Origin of the sequence: Nocardiopsis sp. JB363 (assembly GCF_900143625.1) — a bacterium.
In the GTDB taxonomy this organism is placed as follows: Bacteria; Actinomycetota; Actinomycetes; order Streptosporangiales; family Streptosporangiaceae; genus Nocardiopsis.
The window spans coordinates 14,474-32,690 of sequence record NZ_FRFF01000143.1 but is presented as its reverse complement, the minus strand read 5'-3'; the positions used below and the strand labels follow the sequence as shown (position 1 = coordinate 32,690).

14 protein-coding genes and 2 CRISPR repeat arrays are annotated in these 18,217 nt (G+C 69.4%); all 14 genes read left to right on the top strand.

Annotated elements, in window-relative coordinates; translation table 11 throughout:
- Window positions 1–345 precede the first annotated feature (345 nt).
- Window positions 346–1,841: direct repeats of the CRISPR family, unit length 29 nt; unit sequence CTGCTCCCCGCGCACGCGGGGATGGACCC.
- Between the two features lie 140 nt (window positions 1,842–1,981).
- The 14 genes from cas3 (at window position 1,982) to BQ8420_RS23480 (ending at window position 18,174) form a co-directional block, all read left to right on the top strand.
- Entirely contained in the window at window positions 1,982–4,882 is a 2,901-nt protein-coding gene (gene cas3, locus BQ8420_RS23545) for a CRISPR-associated helicase Cas3' (protein ID WP_235006442.1), read from the top strand.
- Window positions 4,872–6,641 (top strand): type I-E CRISPR-associated protein Cse1/CasA, encoded by a 1,770-nt coding sequence (gene casA / locus BQ8420_RS23540; RefSeq protein ID WP_087101346.1) that lies wholly within the window; start codon window positions 4,872–4,874, stop codon window positions 6,639–6,641. Before cas3 ends, casA begins: the two co-directional genes overlap by 11 nt.
- Entirely contained in the window at window positions 6,638–7,279 is a 642-nt protein-coding gene (gene casB, locus BQ8420_RS23535) for a type I-E CRISPR-associated protein Cse2/CasB (protein WP_087101345.1), read from the top strand. Before casA ends, casB begins: the two co-directional genes overlap by 4 nt.
- 74 nt (window positions 7,280–7,353) lie before the next feature.
- Window positions 7,354–8,541: a type I-E CRISPR-associated protein Cas7/Cse4/CasC gene (cas7e, locus tag BQ8420_RS23530; protein WP_087101344.1), complete on the top strand. Its 1,188-nt coding sequence runs from the start codon at window positions 7,354–7,356 to the stop codon at window positions 8,539–8,541.
- Window positions 8,538–9,272 (top strand): type I-E CRISPR-associated protein Cas5/CasD, encoded by a 735-nt coding sequence (gene cas5e / locus BQ8420_RS23525; RefSeq protein WP_087101343.1) that lies wholly within the window; start codon window positions 8,538–8,540, stop codon window positions 9,270–9,272. Before cas7e ends, cas5e begins: the two co-directional genes overlap by 4 nt.
- Window positions 9,272–10,006: a type I-E CRISPR-associated protein Cas6/Cse3/CasE gene (gene cas6e / locus BQ8420_RS23520; RefSeq protein ID WP_087101342.1), complete on the top strand. Its 735-nt coding sequence runs from the start codon at window positions 9,272–9,274 to the stop codon at window positions 10,004–10,006. The genes cas5e and cas6e overlap by 1 nt, the downstream gene beginning before the upstream one ends.
- Window positions 10,006–10,941, top strand: a complete 936-nt coding sequence (gene cas1e, locus BQ8420_RS23515; RefSeq protein WP_087101341.1) for a type I-E CRISPR-associated endonuclease Cas1e — start codon at window positions 10,006–10,008, stop codon at window positions 10,939–10,941. The genes cas6e and cas1e overlap by 1 nt, the downstream gene beginning before the upstream one ends.
- Window positions 10,938–11,294, top strand: a complete 357-nt coding sequence (gene cas2e, locus BQ8420_RS23510) for a type I-E CRISPR-associated endoribonuclease Cas2e (RefSeq protein WP_087101340.1) — start codon at window positions 10,938–10,940, stop codon at window positions 11,292–11,294. Before cas1e ends, cas2e begins: the two co-directional genes overlap by 4 nt.
- Window positions 11,295–11,385: 91 nt before the next feature.
- Window positions 11,386–13,184: direct repeats of the CRISPR family, unit length 29 nt; unit sequence CTGCTCCCCGCGCACGCGGGGATGGACCC.
- Window positions 13,185–13,328: 144 nt separating this feature from the next.
- Window positions 13,329–13,562 (top strand): type II toxin-antitoxin system HicB family antitoxin, encoded by a 234-nt coding sequence (locus BQ8420_RS23505; RefSeq protein WP_087101350.1) that lies wholly within the window; start codon window positions 13,329–13,331, stop codon window positions 13,560–13,562.
- Window positions 13,559–13,780, top strand: coding sequence for a type II toxin-antitoxin system HicA family toxin (locus BQ8420_RS23500; RefSeq protein WP_087101339.1), 222 nt, complete (start codon window positions 13,559–13,561; stop codon window positions 13,778–13,780). Before BQ8420_RS23505 ends, BQ8420_RS23500 begins: the two co-directional genes overlap by 4 nt.
- Window positions 13,781–14,209: 429 nt before the next feature.
- Window positions 14,210–14,998 carry an endo alpha-1,4 polygalactosaminidase gene (locus BQ8420_RS23495; protein ID WP_087101349.1) on the top strand — a complete coding sequence of 263 codons (789 nt, stop codon included), beginning with the start codon at window positions 14,210–14,212 and terminating at the stop codon, window positions 14,996–14,998.
- A gap of 81 nt (window positions 14,999–15,079) precedes the next feature.
- Entirely contained in the window at window positions 15,080–15,541 is a 462-nt protein-coding gene (locus tag BQ8420_RS23490; RefSeq protein ID WP_087101338.1) for a PPOX class F420-dependent oxidoreductase, read from the top strand.
- A gap of 40 nt (window positions 15,542–15,581) precedes the next feature.
- On the top strand, window positions 15,582–16,229 hold the full coding sequence (locus tag BQ8420_RS23485; protein WP_087101337.1) for a VOC family protein: 648 nt from the start codon (window positions 15,582–15,584) through the stop codon (window positions 16,227–16,229).
- A 70-nt stretch (window positions 16,230–16,299) separates the two neighbouring features.
- Window positions 16,300–18,174 carry a PQQ-binding-like beta-propeller repeat protein gene (locus tag BQ8420_RS23480; RefSeq protein WP_143847505.1) on the top strand — a complete coding sequence of 625 codons (1,875 nt, stop codon included), beginning with the start codon at window positions 16,300–16,302 and terminating at the stop codon, window positions 18,172–18,174.
- Window positions 18,175–18,217: the final 43 nt, after the last annotated feature.

The following is an 18,217-nucleotide window of genomic DNA, read 5'->3' as shown; positions in this document are numbered from 1 at the left end:
GCCCGCGGGTGCCCCGCCCGCGCCCGGAACGCCCGCCGCTCCCGCGCCGCCCCCGGCGTCCGCGCAGCCACCGCAAACCTCGCCGACGCCCCCGCATCGCCTGGCCCCTGTTCGGCTACACCTTGGCCGCCTTAGCTGGTGCCTTCGCCCACCACCTCACCGCCGGATTGCTGTAACGCCAAGGCTGTCCCTCAAAACCGGGGCTCCTCCGCTACCGTTGACCACAGTGTGAAGAGCCCCGAAGACTCGATCAGTCCCCTTTGTGAAGAAAAGGTTCTGGTGTCCAACTTGCAACAAGTTGCAGATTCGAGCATGTTCGTCGGGTAAAGGCGCAGGTCAGCGAGACTGCTCCCCGCGCACGCGGGGATGGACCCGGGGTGATGTACGGCGGCCAGGCCGCCCCCACCCTGCTCCCCGCGCACGCGGGGATGGACCCCCCCGATATGCGCCACGCGCACGCACTCATCACTGCTCCCCGCGCACGCGGGGATGGACCCGGTGAACCACGAGTGCTGTCCTTCCTCTCCGGCTGCTCCCCGCGCACGCGGGGATGGACCCCAGACCGTGGCGCCGGGCGAGTGGACCACCGTCTGCTCCCCGCGCACGCGGGGATGGACCCCGAGTCCAGTTGCTCTTCCAGGGTTCTGCTGTCTGCTCCCCGCGCACGCGGGGATGGACCCCAGCCGTGTGGTCGCTGCGCTGGTCCTCGCAGCTGCTCCCCGCGCACGCGGGGATGGACCCGCCGGACAGAACCAGAGCCCGGACGACGACCACTGCTCCCCGCGCACGCGGGGATGGACCCACGTGGGGGGAGGAACTCCTCGCCTACGCGCGCTGCTCCCCGCGCACGCGGGGATGGACCCGAGTACACCCGCGCGTTCGGCATGGGTGGCGCCTGCTCCCCGCGCACGCGGGGATGGACCCCCGTGCCGTCCCCGAACCCTCCGAGCGGGTGCCTGCTCCCCGCGCACGCGGGGATGGACCCGTGATGAAGGAGCTGATCCCGTGGCCGGGCCTGCTGCTCCCCGCGCACGCGGGGATGGACCCGGGGCGGGCCTTCCGCGTTTCGTCAGTGCTGGCTGCTCCCCGCGCACGCGGGGATGGACCCGCACCGGATGGCTGCGAGCTCGTTCCTCACTCCTGCTCCCCGCGCACGCGGGGATGGACCCCATCACCACCCCCGGCGTTCCCACCGCCCACCCTGCTCCCCGCGCACGCGGGGATGGACCCGTCGTGACCGACAGTAAAGAAAATGGAGACATCTGCTCCCCGCGCACGCGGGGATGGACCCTGGGCTGCCCAGTACCGTCGCTCCCACTTCGACTGCTCCCCGCGCACGCGGGGATGGACCACGACCCGCAGAGCTTCGCGGCGGGGATGCACAACTGCTCCCCGCGCACGCGGGGATGGACCCATGCCGTTTCGGAGCTTCATGTCCAGGCCCACCTGCTCCCCGCGCACGCGGGGATGGACCCATGCCGTTTCGGAGCTTCATGTCCAGGCCCACCTGCTCCCCGCGCACGCGGGGATGGACCCATGCCGTTTCGGAGCTTCATGTCCAGGCCCACCTGCTCCCCGCGCACGCGGGGATGGACCCGTCTCGCCCTCGCCCTGACCCCCGGCACCCGTCTGCTCCCCGCGCACGCGGGGATGGACCCATCATCCGCCAGGTCCGGTTGGCCCGCCGGGACTGCTCCCCGCGCACGCGGGGATGGACCCAGCGCGCCGCCAAGGCCGCCGCCGACGCGGTCCTGCTCCCCGCGCACGCGGGGATGGACCCCTCGGTCACCGGGTGCCGTTCACCGAGCACCCCTGCTCCCCGCGCATGCGAGGAGCGGGCCACGCCTCCACGCGGGATCGGGTACCACACCTCCGTCCGAAATGCCGGAAAACTGGTGAGTAGCCGCGTGGCCGTTGTCGGCCACCGGAAGGGGGCAGAACCAGCCCCGAACAGTCACTCCTAGGCGCTTAGATGTCTCCCATGACCCCCGGACCCCCTTCCCAGCCCTGGAAGGACTCCCTCTCCAAGGCCGCCCGTAGCGCCTGGGCCAAGCACGACTTCGACTCCGACGGCTGGCTCCCGCTCTACCGCCACATGGCCGACAGCGCCTTCATCGCGGGCAGACTCTGGGACGAGTGGGTTCCGCGACAGGCCCGCGCGCTCATCACCTCCGCACTCTCCGGAGACGAATCCTCGGCCCGCGCCCTGGTGGTGTGGCTCGCCGCCACCCATGACATCGGCAAGGCCACGCCCGCCTTCGCCTGCCAGGTCGAACACCTGGCCGACGACATGCGCGCCCATGGCCTGGACATGCCTCTCCAGAAGCTGATGGCCGACCGCAACCTCGCGCCGCACGGCCTCGCCGGCCACCTCCTCCTCCGTGACTGGCTGGTCGACGAGCACGATTGGCGCCCCCGGGACACCCACCAATTCACCGTCATCGCCGGCGGCCACCACGGCGTCCCGCCGACCAACAGCGCCATCGCCGCGCTCGACGACCACCCCGAACTCCTGCGCACGCCCAAGACGGCCCAGACCTGGCACCAGGTCCAGACCGAACTCCTGGACACGGCTGCCGAAGTCACCGGGGCCGGCACCCACCTGTCCTCCTGGCGCACGGTCAAACTCCCCCAACCCGCCCAGGTCCTGCTCACCGCCCTGGTCATCACCGCCGACTGGATCGCCAGCAACTCCGACTACTTCCCCTACTTCCCGGGCGAACGCGGCACCGACCCCGAGCGCACCGAAGCGGCCTGGCGCCTCCTCGACCTTCCCCGCCAGTGGGACCCCGAGCACTCCACCGGGACCACGGCCGAACTCCTCGCCGCGCGCTTCGACCTGCCCGACGGCGCCCGCCCACGCCCGGTGCAGGAACACGCCGTCCAGGCCGCCCGGGACATGGCCGGCGCCGGATTGATGATCATCGAAGCCCCCATGGGCGAGGGCAAGACCGAGGCGGCCCTGCTCGCGGCGGAGATCCTCGCCGCCCTGACCGGAGCCGGTGGCTGCTTCATCGCGCTGCCCACCATGGCCACCAGCAACGCCATGTTCGCCCGCTTCACCCACTGGCTGGACCACCTCCCGGGCATGCCCGAGGAAGCCGCCTCCATCTTCCTCGCCCACTCCAAGGCCCACCTCAACGACGAGTTCGCCGGCTACCTCGGCGGCGGCCCCCGTCTGGCCACCGACACCGACCGTGAGGACGAGTCCGGCGCCGCCGCCCTCATCGCCCACCGGTGGCTGCGCGGGCGCAAGAAGGGCATGCTCTCCTCCTTCGCCGTGGGCACCATCGACCAGCTCCTCTTCGCCGGCCTCAAGAGCAAGCACCTGGCTCTGCGACACCTGGCGCTCGCCGGAAAGGTCGTGGTGATCGACGAGGCGCACGCCTACGACACCTACATGAACACCTACCTCGACCGGGCCCTGGCCTGGCTGGGCCGGTACGGGGTCCCGGTCATCGTCCTGTCCGCCACCCTGCCCTCCGAACGCCGCCGTGAACTGGCCCAGGCCTACACGGGCGAAGGCCCACGCTCCAAGACGGAAGGCTACGAAGAGGTCGCCCAGGCCGCTTCCTACCCGCTCATCACCACCGCCGTCCCCGACTCACCCCCACGCCTGTACCCCTCGGAGTTCTCCGGCCGATCCACCGACGTGCTCATCGAGCCCCTGGACGACGAACTCGACACCCTCACCGCCCGTCTGGACCGAGAACTCCACGAGGGCGGCTGCGCCCTGGTCATCCGCAACACCGTCGCCCGTGTGCACGAGACCGCCACCCACCTGCGCGAACACTTCGGCGACGACACGGTCACCGTCGCCCACTCGCGCTTCCTCGACCTGGACCGGGCCGCTCGGGACGAACAACTCCTGCGTGAGTACGGGCCACCCGCCAAGGTCGCGGCACTCGGTGGCGAGCGCCCCGAGCGGCGCATCGTGGTCGCCAGCCAGGTCGTCGAGCAGTCCCTGGACGTCGACTTCGACCTGATGGTCACCGATCTGGCCCCCGTCGACCTCCTCCTGCAACGCATGGGGCGCATGCACCGCCACCCCCGGGGCGAGGAGCAGTCCGAACGTCCACCCCGCCTGCGCACCGCCCGCTGCCTGGTCACCGGGGTCGACTGGACCCAGAACCCGCCACGACCGGTGAAGGGCTCACGCACCGTCTACGGCGAGTACCCGCTCCTGCGCGCCCTCGCGGTCCTGCGTCCCCACCTGCCGGCGAACTCCGGCCAGGCGAGCACGCTCAAACTGCCCTACTACATCAGCCCGCTGGTCCAGTCCGCCTACGAGGAGGTCACCGACCACGTCGACATCGCCCCGCAGGAATGGCACGAGGCCCTGGACCAGGCCCTGCGCGCGGAACGGACCAAGCAGGTGGACCGCGCCGTCCGGGCCCGCACCTTCCTGCTGGACCCGGCCGCGCGCGATGGCCGGGCGATCATCGGCTGGGTGGACGCCGGAGTGGGCGAGGCCGACGACACCCAGAGCGGCAAGGCCCAGGTCCGCGACACCGGGGAGAGCCTGGAGGTCCTGGTCGCCCGACGCCACCGCGACGGCTCGCTCACCACCGTCCCCTGGCTGAGTGACGGACGCGGCGGTCTGCCCCTGCCCACCGACTCCGTCCCGGCTCCCAAGGCGGCCCGGGCTCTGGCTGCCAGCGGGCTGCGCCTGCCCTACCAGTTCACCCTCTCCGGTCAGATGATCGACCGCGCCATCACCGAACTGGAAGACGACCTGGTCGAGGCCTGGCAGGCCAAGGAAGCCCACTGGATCGCCGGAGAACTGGTCCTTTTCCTGGACGAGGACGACCGCGCCGAACTGGCGGGCCACCGACTCCACTACACCGAATCCGACGGCTTGGAGGTCACCCGTGCCGACTGAGGCACCCCCTGCTGTATCCACGGCCACCCCGCCGCCCACCGACACGAACACCTTCGACCTCACCCGTCGGCCATGGATCCCGATCCTGCGCACCGACGGAGTCGAGACCGAACTTTCCCTGGTCGAGGTCTTCGAGCAGGCCGAACACGTGCGTCGCCTGGTCGGGGACGTCCCCACCCAGGACTTCGCCCTGCTACGCCTGCTCCTGGCCGTCCTGCACGACGCCATCGACGGCCCCCAAGAGATCGAGGACTGGGCCGACCTGTGGGAAGAGGGACTCCCGCTGGATCGTGTGCGTGAATACCTCGACGAACACGCCGAACGCTTCGATCTCCTCCACCCGCGCGCCCCCTTCCTCCAGGTCGCGGACCTGCGCACGAGCAAGGGCGAGTACGCGTCCCTGGACAAGGTGGTCGCCGACGTCCCCAACAACGCCCGGTTCTTCACCATGCGGTTCCACGGAGCCCAACGTCTGGACTACGCCGAGGCCGCGCGTTGGGTGGTGCACGCCCACGCCTACGACCCCTCCGGCATCAAGGCCGGCGTGGAAGGCGACCCCCGTGCCAAGAACGGCAAGGGCTACCCGCTGGGTGTGGGTTGGGCGGGCAATCTCGGCGGGGTCCACATCGAGGGCGACGACCTGCGCCAGACCCTGCTGCTCAACCTCATCGCCTTCGACACCCCTAACCTGCACACGGATTCCGAGCGCGACCGTCCCGCCTGGGCCCACCCACCGGTCACCGCCGCACCCCTGGAAGCAGTCGAGGCCGCCGCCCGACCGCACGGCCTGCGCGACCTCTACACCTGGCAGACCCGCCGGTTGCGCCTGCACCACGACGGCCAAGGGGCGCACGGTGTCCTGCTCTCCTATGGCGACCCACTGAGCCCGCGCAACATGCAGCCGCGCGAACCCATGTCCGCCTGGCGCCGCAGTCCCGCCCAGGAGAAGAAGCTTCGCGAACCCACCGTCTACCTGCCGCGTGAACACGACCCGGCCCGGGCCGCCTGGCGGGGTCTGGGCGCGCTGGTCACCGGCAAGGTCAGGGGAGGCGACCAACGCCAGGAAGCCGCTGAACAGGTGCGTCCCCGCATCCTGGAATGGATCGCGAAACTCACCGTCGGCGATTACCTGCCCAGGGGCTACCTCGTCCGTGCCCGCCTGGTCGGGGCGGTCTACGGCACCCAACAGTCCGTCATCGACGAGATCGTCGACGACGCGGTCGCCATGCCCGTGGTCCTCCTCCACGAGGGCAACGGGGAGTTGGCGGTGACGGCCGTCGACGCCGTCAACGACGCCGAGGAGGCCGTCACCGCTCTGGGCGACCTGGCGACCGGCCTGGCCCAGGCGGCCGGAGCCGACGGTGAGGGGCCACGCGCCACCGCACGTGATCGGGGCTTCGGTGAACTGGACGGACTCTTCCGTGGCTGGCTGCGCGACCTGGCCACCCCCGAGGCGGGGGAGGCCGACCTCGACTCCCTCCTGAACGACCCCGAACACCCCACCCGGCGACGGGGACGGTGGCAACGCACCGTTCGCGAGACCGTGTCGCGCCTGGGTGACGAATTCATCGAGTCCGCCGGTGAGGCCTCCTGGGAAGGGCGCGTGCTCGAAACCAAGAGCGGTGCCTTCTGGCTCAACACCTCCAGCGTCGACCTGCGTTTCCGTAAGGCCCTGCGCAAGTGTCTGACGCTGGCCGTCCCCGAGCCGGCCACCACCTCCGACACCGACTCCAAGAGCAGCACGGAGGAAGAACAGTGACCACAGCGAGCCGCACCGCCTACATCCCCGAGCTCAAGGCCGTGGGCAAGGCGGTGGACGAGCGGATCCGCCGACTCCAGGGCGGATACCTGCGTGATGAGTCCGCGGCGGTGGCGACCCTGGCCAAGATCCGCCGAGGCGCGGGCAAGACCATCGAAGAGGTCCCCGAACTCGTCGGACTCACCATCGACCACGACTTCTACGAGACCTTCGACGTCCACGATCCGCGCACCCCCGACGCCGAGTCCGCCGTGCACGAGGCGCTCACCCTCTACGCCCTGCACCAGCAGTCGAAGCGCGAGGCGGGCATGCACAAGCGTGGTCGCGAGTTCGGGTCGGCGGTCCGTCGGCTCATGCCGGCCGGTGACATCGACGAACCCCTGCGCAAACGGTTCGTGCAGGCCCAGACGGCGAGCAGCCGGAGCACACGGCTGGATCGACTGCGCGGGATCGTCCAACTGCTACGGACCGAGGACGTCCCGCTCGACTACGGCCTGCTGGCCGACCAGCTCTTCGACTCTCACACCCCCGCCGGGGCCGAACGCGTGCGCCGCACCTGGGGGCGCGGCTTCCAGGCCTACCGGCCGGAACGCTCCACCGGTGATTCGCCGAAGGACACGGTGGCGGTCCAAAGCTGACCCGAGACATCACCCACCGAAGCGCTCCCCGCCGCGCACACCGCAGATTCGGTACCGACAGGACGAGGAACACCATGAGCCGTACCATTCTCGACGTGCACGTGTTGCAGACCGTGCCGCCCAGCAACCTCAACCGGGACGACACCGGCGCACCCAAGACCGCCGTCTACGGTGGCGCCCGCCGCTCCCGGGTCTCCAGTCAGGCCTGGAAACGCGCCACCCGCCTGGCCTTCGACGCCCTGCTGGACCCTCAAGAACTGGGCACCCGAACCAAACGCGTCGCCGAACTCATCGCCGCCCGCATCCGTGAACTCGAACCCTCCATCGAGGAGACCGAGGCGCTCACCCTGGCCGCCGAGACCGTCCAGACCGCCACCGGCTCCAAGATCGAACCGCCCAAGCGCAAGGCCGACGCCGCCAAGAAGAGCGGGGAGCCCGCTCCTGCGCCCGAGTCCGCCTATCTGATGTTCCTCAGCGCCCGACAGCGCGACGGGCTCGCCGCACTCGCCGTCGAGGGCCGCGAGGACATCAAGGCCTTCCTCAAGGACAAGGACAACAAGGCCCGCGCCAAGTCCATCGCCGACACCCACCACTCCGTCGACATCGCTCTGTTCGGCCGGATGGTCGCCGACGGCGCCGACATCAACGTGGACGCCGCCGCCCAGGTCGCGCACGCCATCAGCGTGCACACGGTGGAGAACGAGTCGGACTACTACACCGCGGTCGACGACAGGAACCCGGAGGAGGAGACCGGCGCCGGCATGATCGGCACCGTCGAGTTCAACTCCGCGACCCTGTACCGGTACGCGGCCGTGGACGTGGACCTGCTGCGCAGGAACCTGGGGGAGGGACTGCGCGAGGACGAGCCCGTCACCGAACCACTGACCCGTGCCGTGGAGGCGTTCGTGCGCGGGTTCGTGGAATCGCTGCCCACCGGCAAGATCAACACCTTCGGGCACCACACCCTGCCCGACGTGGTCATCGTGAAGCTGCGGAACGCGCGGCCCATCAGCTTCGTCGGCGCCTTCGAGGAACCCGTCACGGCCGAGGCCGGGCACGTCGCGCAGGCCAGCGCCCGCCTGGCCGAGTACATGCCTGAAGTGGAACGCGCGTTCGGGGCCGCCGACGACGTCGAGACCTGGATGGTGCGAGTGGGGGAGCGCACCGCCAAGCTCTCCGGTCTGGGGGCCGAGGTCAGCCTGCCCGAGCTGGTCGAGCAGGTCGGCGCCGCCGTCGCCCAGCGTCAGGCGCCCTCGGCATGAGCGGGCCCGCCACGCACACCCTGCCCCTGGTTCTGGCGGGTCCACTCCAGGCGTGGGGTTCCTCCTCCCGATTCTCTCGACGCGGCACGGAGAACGCGCCGACCAAGAGCGGGGTGATCGGGCTGCTCGCCGCTGCCCTGGGACGGGAGCGCACCGCTGACGTGGCCGACCTGGCGGCGCTGCGCTTCGGCGTGCGCGTGGACCAGCCCGGAACCCGGGTGCGCGACTACCAGACCGCTCATCACCTGGTCACCGGGGTGTCCATGCCGATCTCGGAGCGCTTCTACCTGTCCGACGCCGTGTTCGTGGCCGCGGTCGAAGGCGACCCCGAGATGATCGATCGGCTGTATCAGGCGGTGCGCATGCCCGTCTACCTGCCCTACCTGGGAAGGCGTTCATGTCCTCCCTCGCGCCCCTTCGACCTGGGGACACCCGGGCCGGGCACGGTCGAGGAAGTACTGCGCGAACAGCCTTGGCAGGCGAGTCGCTGGTATCAGCGACGACGCGGATGGCGTGAGGGTTCCAAGATCGAGCTGACCACCCTGGTCGACGCCTCTCCGGGGGACGGCGGAGCGGACTCCTCGCGCGACCTGCCGCTCAGCTTCGATCCCAGACACCGGCGGTACGGACTGCGTGCGGTTCGATCCGGTTCGGTGACGGTGTCGAATCCACACGCGCGCCGCACGTCACCCCCCGACCATGATCCCGTCTCCGCGCTGGGAGGCCGCTGATGTACCTGACCCGATTCCGTTTCAACACCCACCGGTCCGGTGCCCGCAAGCTGTTGTCCTCGCCTCAGGCCCTGCACGCGGCCGTCCTGGGCGGATTCCCCGAACTCCTCCCGGGAGATCCGGTCGGGGAACCGGGTGGCCCCCGGGTGCTGTGGCGGGTGGATCGCAACGCCAAGGCCGAGGTGTTCCTGTACGTGGTGAGCCCGGAGCGTCCCGAGCTCACCCACCTGGTGGAACAGGCCGGATGGTCCAAGGCGGATCCCGAAATCGGGTGGCGGACCCACGACTACTCGGGGTTCCTGGACCAGCTGGAGGCGGGGCAGACCTGGGCGTTCCGGGTCACCGCCAACCCGGTGCACAGCATTCGGCGCAAGGACGGGGAACCGACCAAGCTCACCGCGCACGTCACCCCTCGTCACCAGGCGGGATGGTTGCTCAAGAAGCAGGAGCGGTGTGGATTCGAGGTCGTGCGCCGCCAGGACGCGGACCCCGCGCTGCCCGAGATCGACGGCTATGAGTTGATGGTGCACGACCGCGACAACACCGGCTTCGACAAACCCGACCCCCGACCGGAGCGGAAAGGCAAGCGGATGCGGGTTCCGGTGGTCACGGCGACCTTCGACGGAAGGTTGACCGTCACCGATCCCGAGGCGCTGCGCCAGGCGTTGACTTCGGGCATCGGCCGGGCCAAGGCCTACGGCTGTGGACTCATGACCCTGGCGCCGGTGGGCTGATGGCCACGGCCGGCAAACGGGGGGCGTCGAGCCCCGCCGAGCTGACTCGGGTGGGGGACCGGAGTTCCTTCGTCTACCTGGAGCGGTGTGTGATCCACCGGGAGGACAACGCCATCACCGCCGAGGACGGGGAGGGTGTCATCTACCTGCCTTCGGCGACCATCGGGGTCCTGCTTCTGGGGCCCGGTACCCGGGTCACCCACCAGGCGATGGCCCTGCTCGGGGACAGTGGTGCCGGCGTGGTGTGGGTCGGGGAGCAGGGGGTGCGGTACTACTCCGGGGGCCGCGCCCTCACCCGGTCCTCCGTGCTGGTCGAGGCCCAGGCCACCGCCTGGGCCAATCGCCGGACCCGCCTTGAAGTGGCCCGGGCCATGTACCTGATGCGGTTTCCCGGTGAGGACGTCGAGGGGCGAAGTCGCCGGGAGCTGTTGGGGCTCGAAGGCGACCGGGTGAAGGCGGCCTATCGGGCCAACGCCGCCCGCACCGGTGTCGAATGGCGTGGGCGGAAGTACGTGCCCGGGCGGTTCGACGAAGGGAACGCGCCCAACCAGGCGATCACCGCCGCCGCGCAGTGCTTCTACGGGATCGCGCAGTCCGTGGTCGCCGCGCTGGGTTGTACGCCGGGGCTGGGATTCGTGCACTCGGGGCATGAACAGTCCTTCGTGCTCGATGTGGCCGACCTGTACAAGGTGGACGTGGCGATCCCCGTGGCCTTCGACGTCGCTGCCGAGAGCGAGGAGGAGGTGGGCGCCAGGACCCGACGTGCCCTGCGGGATCGGATTCATCGGGAACAGTTGCTCGACCGGTGCGTCGACGACATCAAGAAGCTGTTGCTGCCCACCGGGGTGGATGTGGAGGAGGCCGATCGGGTCGGACTCCAGGTCGATCGAGGGGCGGACATCGAGTCCGGACGGAACCTCGGGGTGATCTGGTGACGGTGCTGATCCTCACGAACTGTCCCGCCGGGTTGCGTGGGTTGCTCACGAGGTGGTTGTTGCAGATCGCGCCGGGTGTGTTCATCGGCAAGCCGTCGGCTCGTGTGCGTGAGGTGCTGTGGGACGAAGTCCAGCAGTACGCGGGTAACGGGCGGGCGTTGTTGGTGTACTCGACCAACAACGAGCAGGGTTTCGCCTTCGAGACCTTCGAGCATCAGTGGCGGCCGGTGGATCATGAGGGGATGACGCTGATCCAACGCTCCAGGAAGCAGGAGGCGGTGGGGGAGAGGAACGGCGGGCCACCGAAGAAGGGTTGGAGCAAGGCGTCGAAGCGACGCCGCTTCGGGAGATGATCCTCTTATGCGCGATTTGTTCCGAGTGTCTAACTCGCAACTAGTTGCAAATTCGAGCATGTTCGCTTGGTAAACGCGCAGGTCAGCGAGACTGCTCCCCGCGCACGCGGGGATGGACCCGCCGCGCCCTCGCAGCCACCCGCAACGAACGCCTGCTCCCCGCGCACGCGGGGATGGACCCCCACCCACAAGGGTGTGGGGGCACCCGCCCTGCTGCTCCCCGCGCACGCGGGGATGGACCCCGAGGGGCCAGCGAGGGCGTCCTAGGGTTTGACTGCTCCCCGCGCACGCGGGGATGGACCCCCCGGCATCTGGATCCAAGGACAGCCCGGTGTCTGCTCCCCGCGCACGCGGGGATGGACCCGGCAACGGGTCCAAGGCGAAGGCACTGACCTGCTGCTCCCCGCGCACGCGGGGATGGACCCCGGTCCGCCACACCTGAAGGTGCGGCGGACCTCTGCTCCCCGCGCACGCGGGGATGGACCCGCTCCGTCTTTGAGGTCGGGGTTGAGCGCGATCTGCTCCCCGCGCACGCGGGGATGGACCCGCCCGTCTGCGTCGACCAGGGAGAACAGGAACCTGCTCCCCGCGCACGCGGGGATGGACCCCGTGCGGTGGACCGGGGGGAAATCAAGCCGGTCTGCTCCCCGCGCACGCGGGGATGGACCCGGTTCGCAGGGTCGGCACTACAAGAGAGCTACCTGCTCCCCGCGCACGCGGGGATGGACCCGTACCCGCTGGCAGCAGCGGCGGCCTCCATCGCTGCTCCCCGCGCACGCGGGGATGGACCCGATCACCGCCGCACCCTCGGCGGACGCACCCGCTGCTCCCCGCGCACGCGGGGATGGACCCGCCGCCTACGACATCAGCCTCCTTCACCGGGACTGCTCCCCGCGCACGCGGGGATGGACCCACCGACATCACCGAGCTGCGCAGGTGGGTGGACTGCTCCCCGCGCACGCGGGGATGGACCCGGCGGGCACCTCGACAACACCGTCCTGGTGGACTGCTCCCCGCGCACGCGGGGATGGACCCACAGTCCTGGCCACCGAGGACCAGGCGCACGCCCTGCTCCCCGCGCACGCGGGGATGGACCCCAGCCCAAACGCCCCACCGTCCCCCGCTTGATCTGCTCCCCGCGCACGCGGGGATGGACCCCGCACCGCGTACAGGTCGGACAGGCCGGTCTCCTGCTCCCCGCGCACGCGGGGATGGACCCGGTGGGCACGCCATGATGAGCGCTTACGGGCCCTGCTCCCCGCGCACGCGGGGATGGACCCCACGCACCGTCACCACCGGAGCGGGTGAGACGCTGCTCCCCGCGCACGCGGGGATGGACCCATCATCGAGACACTCCTCCCAACCCCGCGCACCTGCTCCCCGCGCACGCGGGGATGGACCCGCCTTGCGGCGGTCGCGTTCGGCCTTCCACTTCTGCTCCCCGCGCACGCGGGGATGGACCCCGTGCGCGGGTGGCCCAGGTCTTCAAGGTCTTCTGCTCCCCGCGCACGCGGGGATGGACCCTCCTCCACCGAAGGCATGAGCAGCACCCGAGTCTGCTCCCCGCGCACGCGGGGATGGACCCAACTCATCAGACCACGTGGACACGTACACCGTCTGCTCCCCGCGCACGCGGGGATGGACCCGTGTGGGACGGTGCGATCCGGTCGGGTAAGACCTGCTCCCCGCGCACGCGGGGATGGACCCGACCCGTCAGGGATGACGGGTCCCCCATCGTGCTGCTCCCCGCGCACGCGGGGATGGACCCGTGTGACGTGCAGGGGTGGGTGCACTCACCCACTGCTCCCCGCGCACGCGGGGATGGACCCCGACACCGACGGCCTGTACCTGGAGGACCCTGCTGCTCCCCGCGCACGCGGGGAGGGGATGGGTCCCCTGGCGTCGTCCCGCACCACGTCCAGGGCCCTTCGGTGACGGGGATGTGGGAACGGGATCCCAGCGCTGAGAGCTACGATCACGATGCTTTTCGGGCTCTCTCGGTGCGCGTGGATCGTCCCGGGTACTGTTGCTTTCATGCACCGTGTACTGCATCTGGCCGTTACGTTGACACCGGACCCTGAGTGCGGGGGCTTTGTGGCACGTGCGGTGGACGTTGAAGTTGCTTCTCAAGGGGAAACAGAGCAGGAGGCTCTCGAAGCCCTCACGGAGGCTCTGGAGTTGTACTTTGAGGAAGACGAAGAAGCCATTCGCCAGTTGGGTCAAAACGCCAGTAAAGCTACTGAGATCGACATACGCTTGCCTGCGTGAGTCCAAGCCATACCCCGATTGTTTCGGGTCTCCAAGTAATAGCTGCGCTGAAGAATGTCGGCTATGGGCATGTTCGTACCAAAGGTAGCCATGCTGTGTTGAGATTCGAATCTCGGGTGGTCGTAGTGCCATTGCATAAGGAGCTCAAGCGTGGCACCACTGCCTCCATCCTGCGTAAAACAGGGATGACGGTCGACCAACTTCGTGATCTTCTGTGAGTTCCTTCCCGGTGGGCTCTCGTAAATTTTCCACTTCGGGTGTCGCTCATCAGCAGGAAGAGTGGACACTCCATACGTCTGTCGGAGACGCCTTTTCGCATAGGTGAGGGTGTCTCCGCCTGGCTGAGACCTGCTTCCCCCGCGCATGCGGGGATGCTCCCTGGCGGATGGCTTCTGAGGAGAAGGCATGTCGCCTGCTCCCCGCGCACGCGGGGATGGAGGGGGGCTCACCCCGCCCCAGCAGTTCTTCTGGTGAGTGATCTGCGCCCCTGTACGTGGGGTGGACGTCTTCGGGTACTTGCTCTCGCCGAGCCGAGGTGGTGCTTGACTGAGGGTGGGGAGGCGGTTCCTCGCTCGGGGCGGCTTCTCCTCCCACTTGCCGGGTCGAAGGGAAGAACCGCCTTGGGTGCTCGTGTCGGGCGTGCCGTGATGCTGTCTGTGGGGCTGGCAGCGTCCCTTGCGGCTTGTGCTTCCTGGAGTCCGGACGGCCTTCCCGAGGAAGGCGGCTTCGACTACCAGCTGGGCGGGGCCTATCCACCTCCATCAGGCGTCGACATCGTGGTCCGGGACTCCTCCGCCGACCCTGAGCCCGGCCTGTACTCGATCTGCTACGTCAACGGCTTCCAGACTCAGCCGGGTGACCTGGACTTCTGGCAGGAACTCCCCGACCTCCTCCTACGGAACGAGGCCGGGGAACCGGTGGCGGATCCGGGGTGGCCGGACGAGTTCCTCCTGGACACGTCGACGGAAGACCGACGCGAGCGCATCGCGGAAGTACTCACCGACACCATCGACCACTGCGCCGAGACCGGCTTCGACGCCGTCGAGTTCGACAACCTCGACTCCTACCTGCGTTCCAACGAAGCCCTGAACAGTGACGACAACCTGGCGCTGGCGTTGGACTTGGTGGCCTTGGTGCACGAGCGGGGCATGGACGCGGCGCAGAAGAACACGGTGGAGGAATCCGAAAGAGGCCGCGAGGAAGTCGGCTTCGACTTCGCCATCACCGAGTCGTGCGGGGCCTGGTCGGAGTGCGACGGCTACACGCGGGTGTACGGCGAGGAGAACGTACTCGACATCGAGTATCCGGAGGACCTGGAGGAAGCAGGGGTCTCCTTCGCCGAGGTGTGCGACTCCGATGCGCCCACGCGGACGATCCTGCGCGACCTCGACCTGGTGCCGGAATCGGAATCCGGCCACCTACTCGAAACCTGCTGAGACATCCGAACATCACGGGGTTCGGCCAAAGTGACCCGGGTAGTTCCGGGCTACCGAATCCGCACTTGGGAAAGCGAGAACATGGCCCGCAAGATCGCCACCAACACCGAGGTCGACCGTGACGAACTCCTGGACTTCGTCCGTCCTCGACACCACGCGCTGCTGATCACTCGGAAGACCGACGGCTCACCCCAGGCCTCACCGGTGACGTGCGGGGTCGACACCGAGGGCCGCATCGTCGTCTCCACCTACCCCGAGCGTGCCAAGGCCCGTAACGCCCAAAGGAACCCGCAGGTCAGCGTGGTCGTCCTCTCCGAGGACTTCGACGGGCCCTGGGTTCAGGTGGACGGCACCGCCGAGGTCCTCGACGGCGAGGAGGCCGTCGAACCCCTCGTCGAGTACTTCCGAGTGATCGCGGGCGAGCACCCCGACTGGGACGAGTACCGGCAGGCGATGCGGCAGCAGGACAAGGCGCTGGTCCGCGTCACCCCCGACCGGTGGGGCCCGATCGCCACCGGAGGATTCCCCGCCGACAAGGCCTGATCAGCCCCTGTGCGGTGAGTGCGACTCGGAAGGGACACCCATGAGCTTTCCCGGCACCCTCGACCACCTGGTCTACGCCGTACCGGACCTGGCGGCGGCCGTATCCGCCTTCGCGGAACGCACCGGCGTCGCACCGGCCCGGGGCGGCCGGCACCCGGTCGGTTCGGCCAACGCCCTGGTCGCGCTCACCGTCGACGGCGACCGCGCGCCCCACTACCTGGAGATCGTCGGCCCCGATCCCGAACGCGCCGACCCCGGACCGGTGGAGGTGTTCGGTCTGGCCGATCTGGAACGCCCCCACCTGGCGACCTTCGCGGTCCGGGTCGCCGAGGACCTGACCGCCGCTGTGGAGCGGGCTCGCGCGGTGGGACACGACCCCGGCGACGTCGAACCCTGGTCCCGGGCCACCCCCGAGGGCGATGTCCTCCACTGGCACCTGGCCAAACGGGAACCTGAGGGCTACCCCGCGCCGGTGCCCTTCCTCATCGACTGGGGGAGTACGCCGCAGCCCGGCCTGGGGGATCTACCCACCCTGGAACTGGTGTCCCTGCGCGCCGAACACCCCGAGCCGGCCCGCCTCGCCCCGGCCCTGTCCGCGCTCGGGGTGGACCTGGACCTCATGGAGGGGCCGGGTTCGCTGCTGGAGGCGGTCCTGCGTGGCCCGAAGGGCGAGTTCGTCCTGCGTTGAGCCGAACCTCTAGGCTGCCCTCGGCGTACGAACGGTGACGAGCGGGACACAAGTGGACAGGGAGTGAGACGTGGGCGGGCGGCTCGCAGGCGTGCTCGGATGGGCCGGGATGACGATGGTGGTCGGGGGCGTGGTCTTGACCGTGGTCCGCCTGACCGGGGTCGGTTCCCAGGCGGCCGAGGGCTTTGGCATCCCGGTGGTCCTGCTGCTCTTCCTGGCGTTCGTGGTGCCGGTGGTGCGGATCAACATCCGACGCGACCGAGGCTCCGCACCGGCCGATGACGAAGACCAGGGATCCGCCGCCGGTCTCGTGCTCCGGTCCTTGATCGCCGCCACGGCCGTGGGGTTGGCCTGGTGGGCTTTCCCGACTCACTTCGTGTCCTCGTCCGTGTCCGAGGGCGGCCTGCACCTCACAGAGGCGTTCGGGGTGTGGGGCGGTATCGGCGCGGTCGTGCTGGGGATCGTGCTGCTGGTCTTCGCTCCCATAACGGCACCCGGTGGTGGCTGGAAGGCCCTGCTCGGTGGCCTGGTCGCCGGTGCGACGGCTCTGCTCATGGTCACTGCCCTGACCCCGCTGCTCACCACCTGGGTGGAGATCGAGCACAGGGTCGCCGCGGCGGGCGAACCCGACCCGTTCCCCACCGACGTCACCCGGGTGGGGTGGTCCTGGGAGCCCGAACTACCGATCCAGGAGGTGGGGCGTGGCCTCCGGGGTCCGGTCGTTCGGTACCGGGACGGTTTCGTCGCCTTGGACGGGTCCACCGGCGAGGAGATGTGGACCTACCGGCGCTCGCACTCCGAGATCCTCGGGTCCGGGCTCGTCCCGGGGGACGAGGAACACGTCTACCTCCTGTACCGGGAGGGCCGCGCGACGCCCGCCACCATCCTCGTGTTGGACACCGCCACCGGCGAGGTCGTCCGGGAGAGGCCGCTGCCCGAACACGAGGACGCGGACTCCTGGTGGCGGCACGTGAACGCCGAACGGATGATGGGGGTCGAGGAAGACGACGAAGGCGGCTCCGTGGTGGGGTACGACCTCGACTCCGCGGAACCCGAATGGGAGTACCCCCTGACCCGGGAAGCGGGCCGGGTGTGCCTGCCTCGGGAAAGTGTGCGGACGCGACTGTACGGTGACCGCCTACTGGTCTCCCGGACCTGCCTGGACGAGGAACACTTCGACGAGAGCGTCCTGGAGAGCGGAGAAACCGAGTTGACGCTGGCCCTCGACCGATTGGGGCGGCCCGACGACGCGGAGAGGGTCCTGGTCGTCCTGGACACCATGACCGGTGAGGAGCTCTGGCGTACGGAAGTGGAGCCGTCCCGACGTTTGGCGTGGGACGACGCCGACATCGTTCGGCCCAAGACGTGGAGTGAGGGAGGCCCCGTGGTCGCGGCCGGGGAACGGTTGTTCGGCTTGAACACCGGAGAGCCGGTCGATGTCGTCCCCGACCATCCCGAGCAGGAGTACCACTCGTACGAGATGGCTCCCGGCACCCTGGCCGCCGACACCGAGGGTGCCGTGGTCGCTCAGGAGGAGCTGGAGGCGCTCGGTCCTTGGCTGTTGAAGAGGTCCGACTCCGACGGCGAGGTCGTCTCCAGTGTCGAGGTCGAGTGGGGCCTCGGCCACTACTTCGAAGGTCCCTCCGCCGTGCTGGAAGGTGCGCTGGTCTTGTCCCTCAACCCGCCCAGGACGAGCGAGGTCGTAGAGGCGGGGATCGAAGAGGGCGAGCGGGTCGTGTTGGTCCTTCCGATAGAGGAAACCGACACCGAGAAGGCGGGAACACCGCGCTGGATCCGGTTCGACGGCGAGCGTCTCTTCGACCCCGACCTCGGTTCAGGGAATGTCCGGCACGGTGTCCTCTCCGTTCCCGGGGCGGTCGTCTCCTACGTCGACGACGGGTACCGGGGCGATGATCTTCCCTCGGTCCACGGTCTGGTGCCCTGAAGTCCATCGAGGCACGTCCCCAGGTTCGTCCAACTCTGGGCGG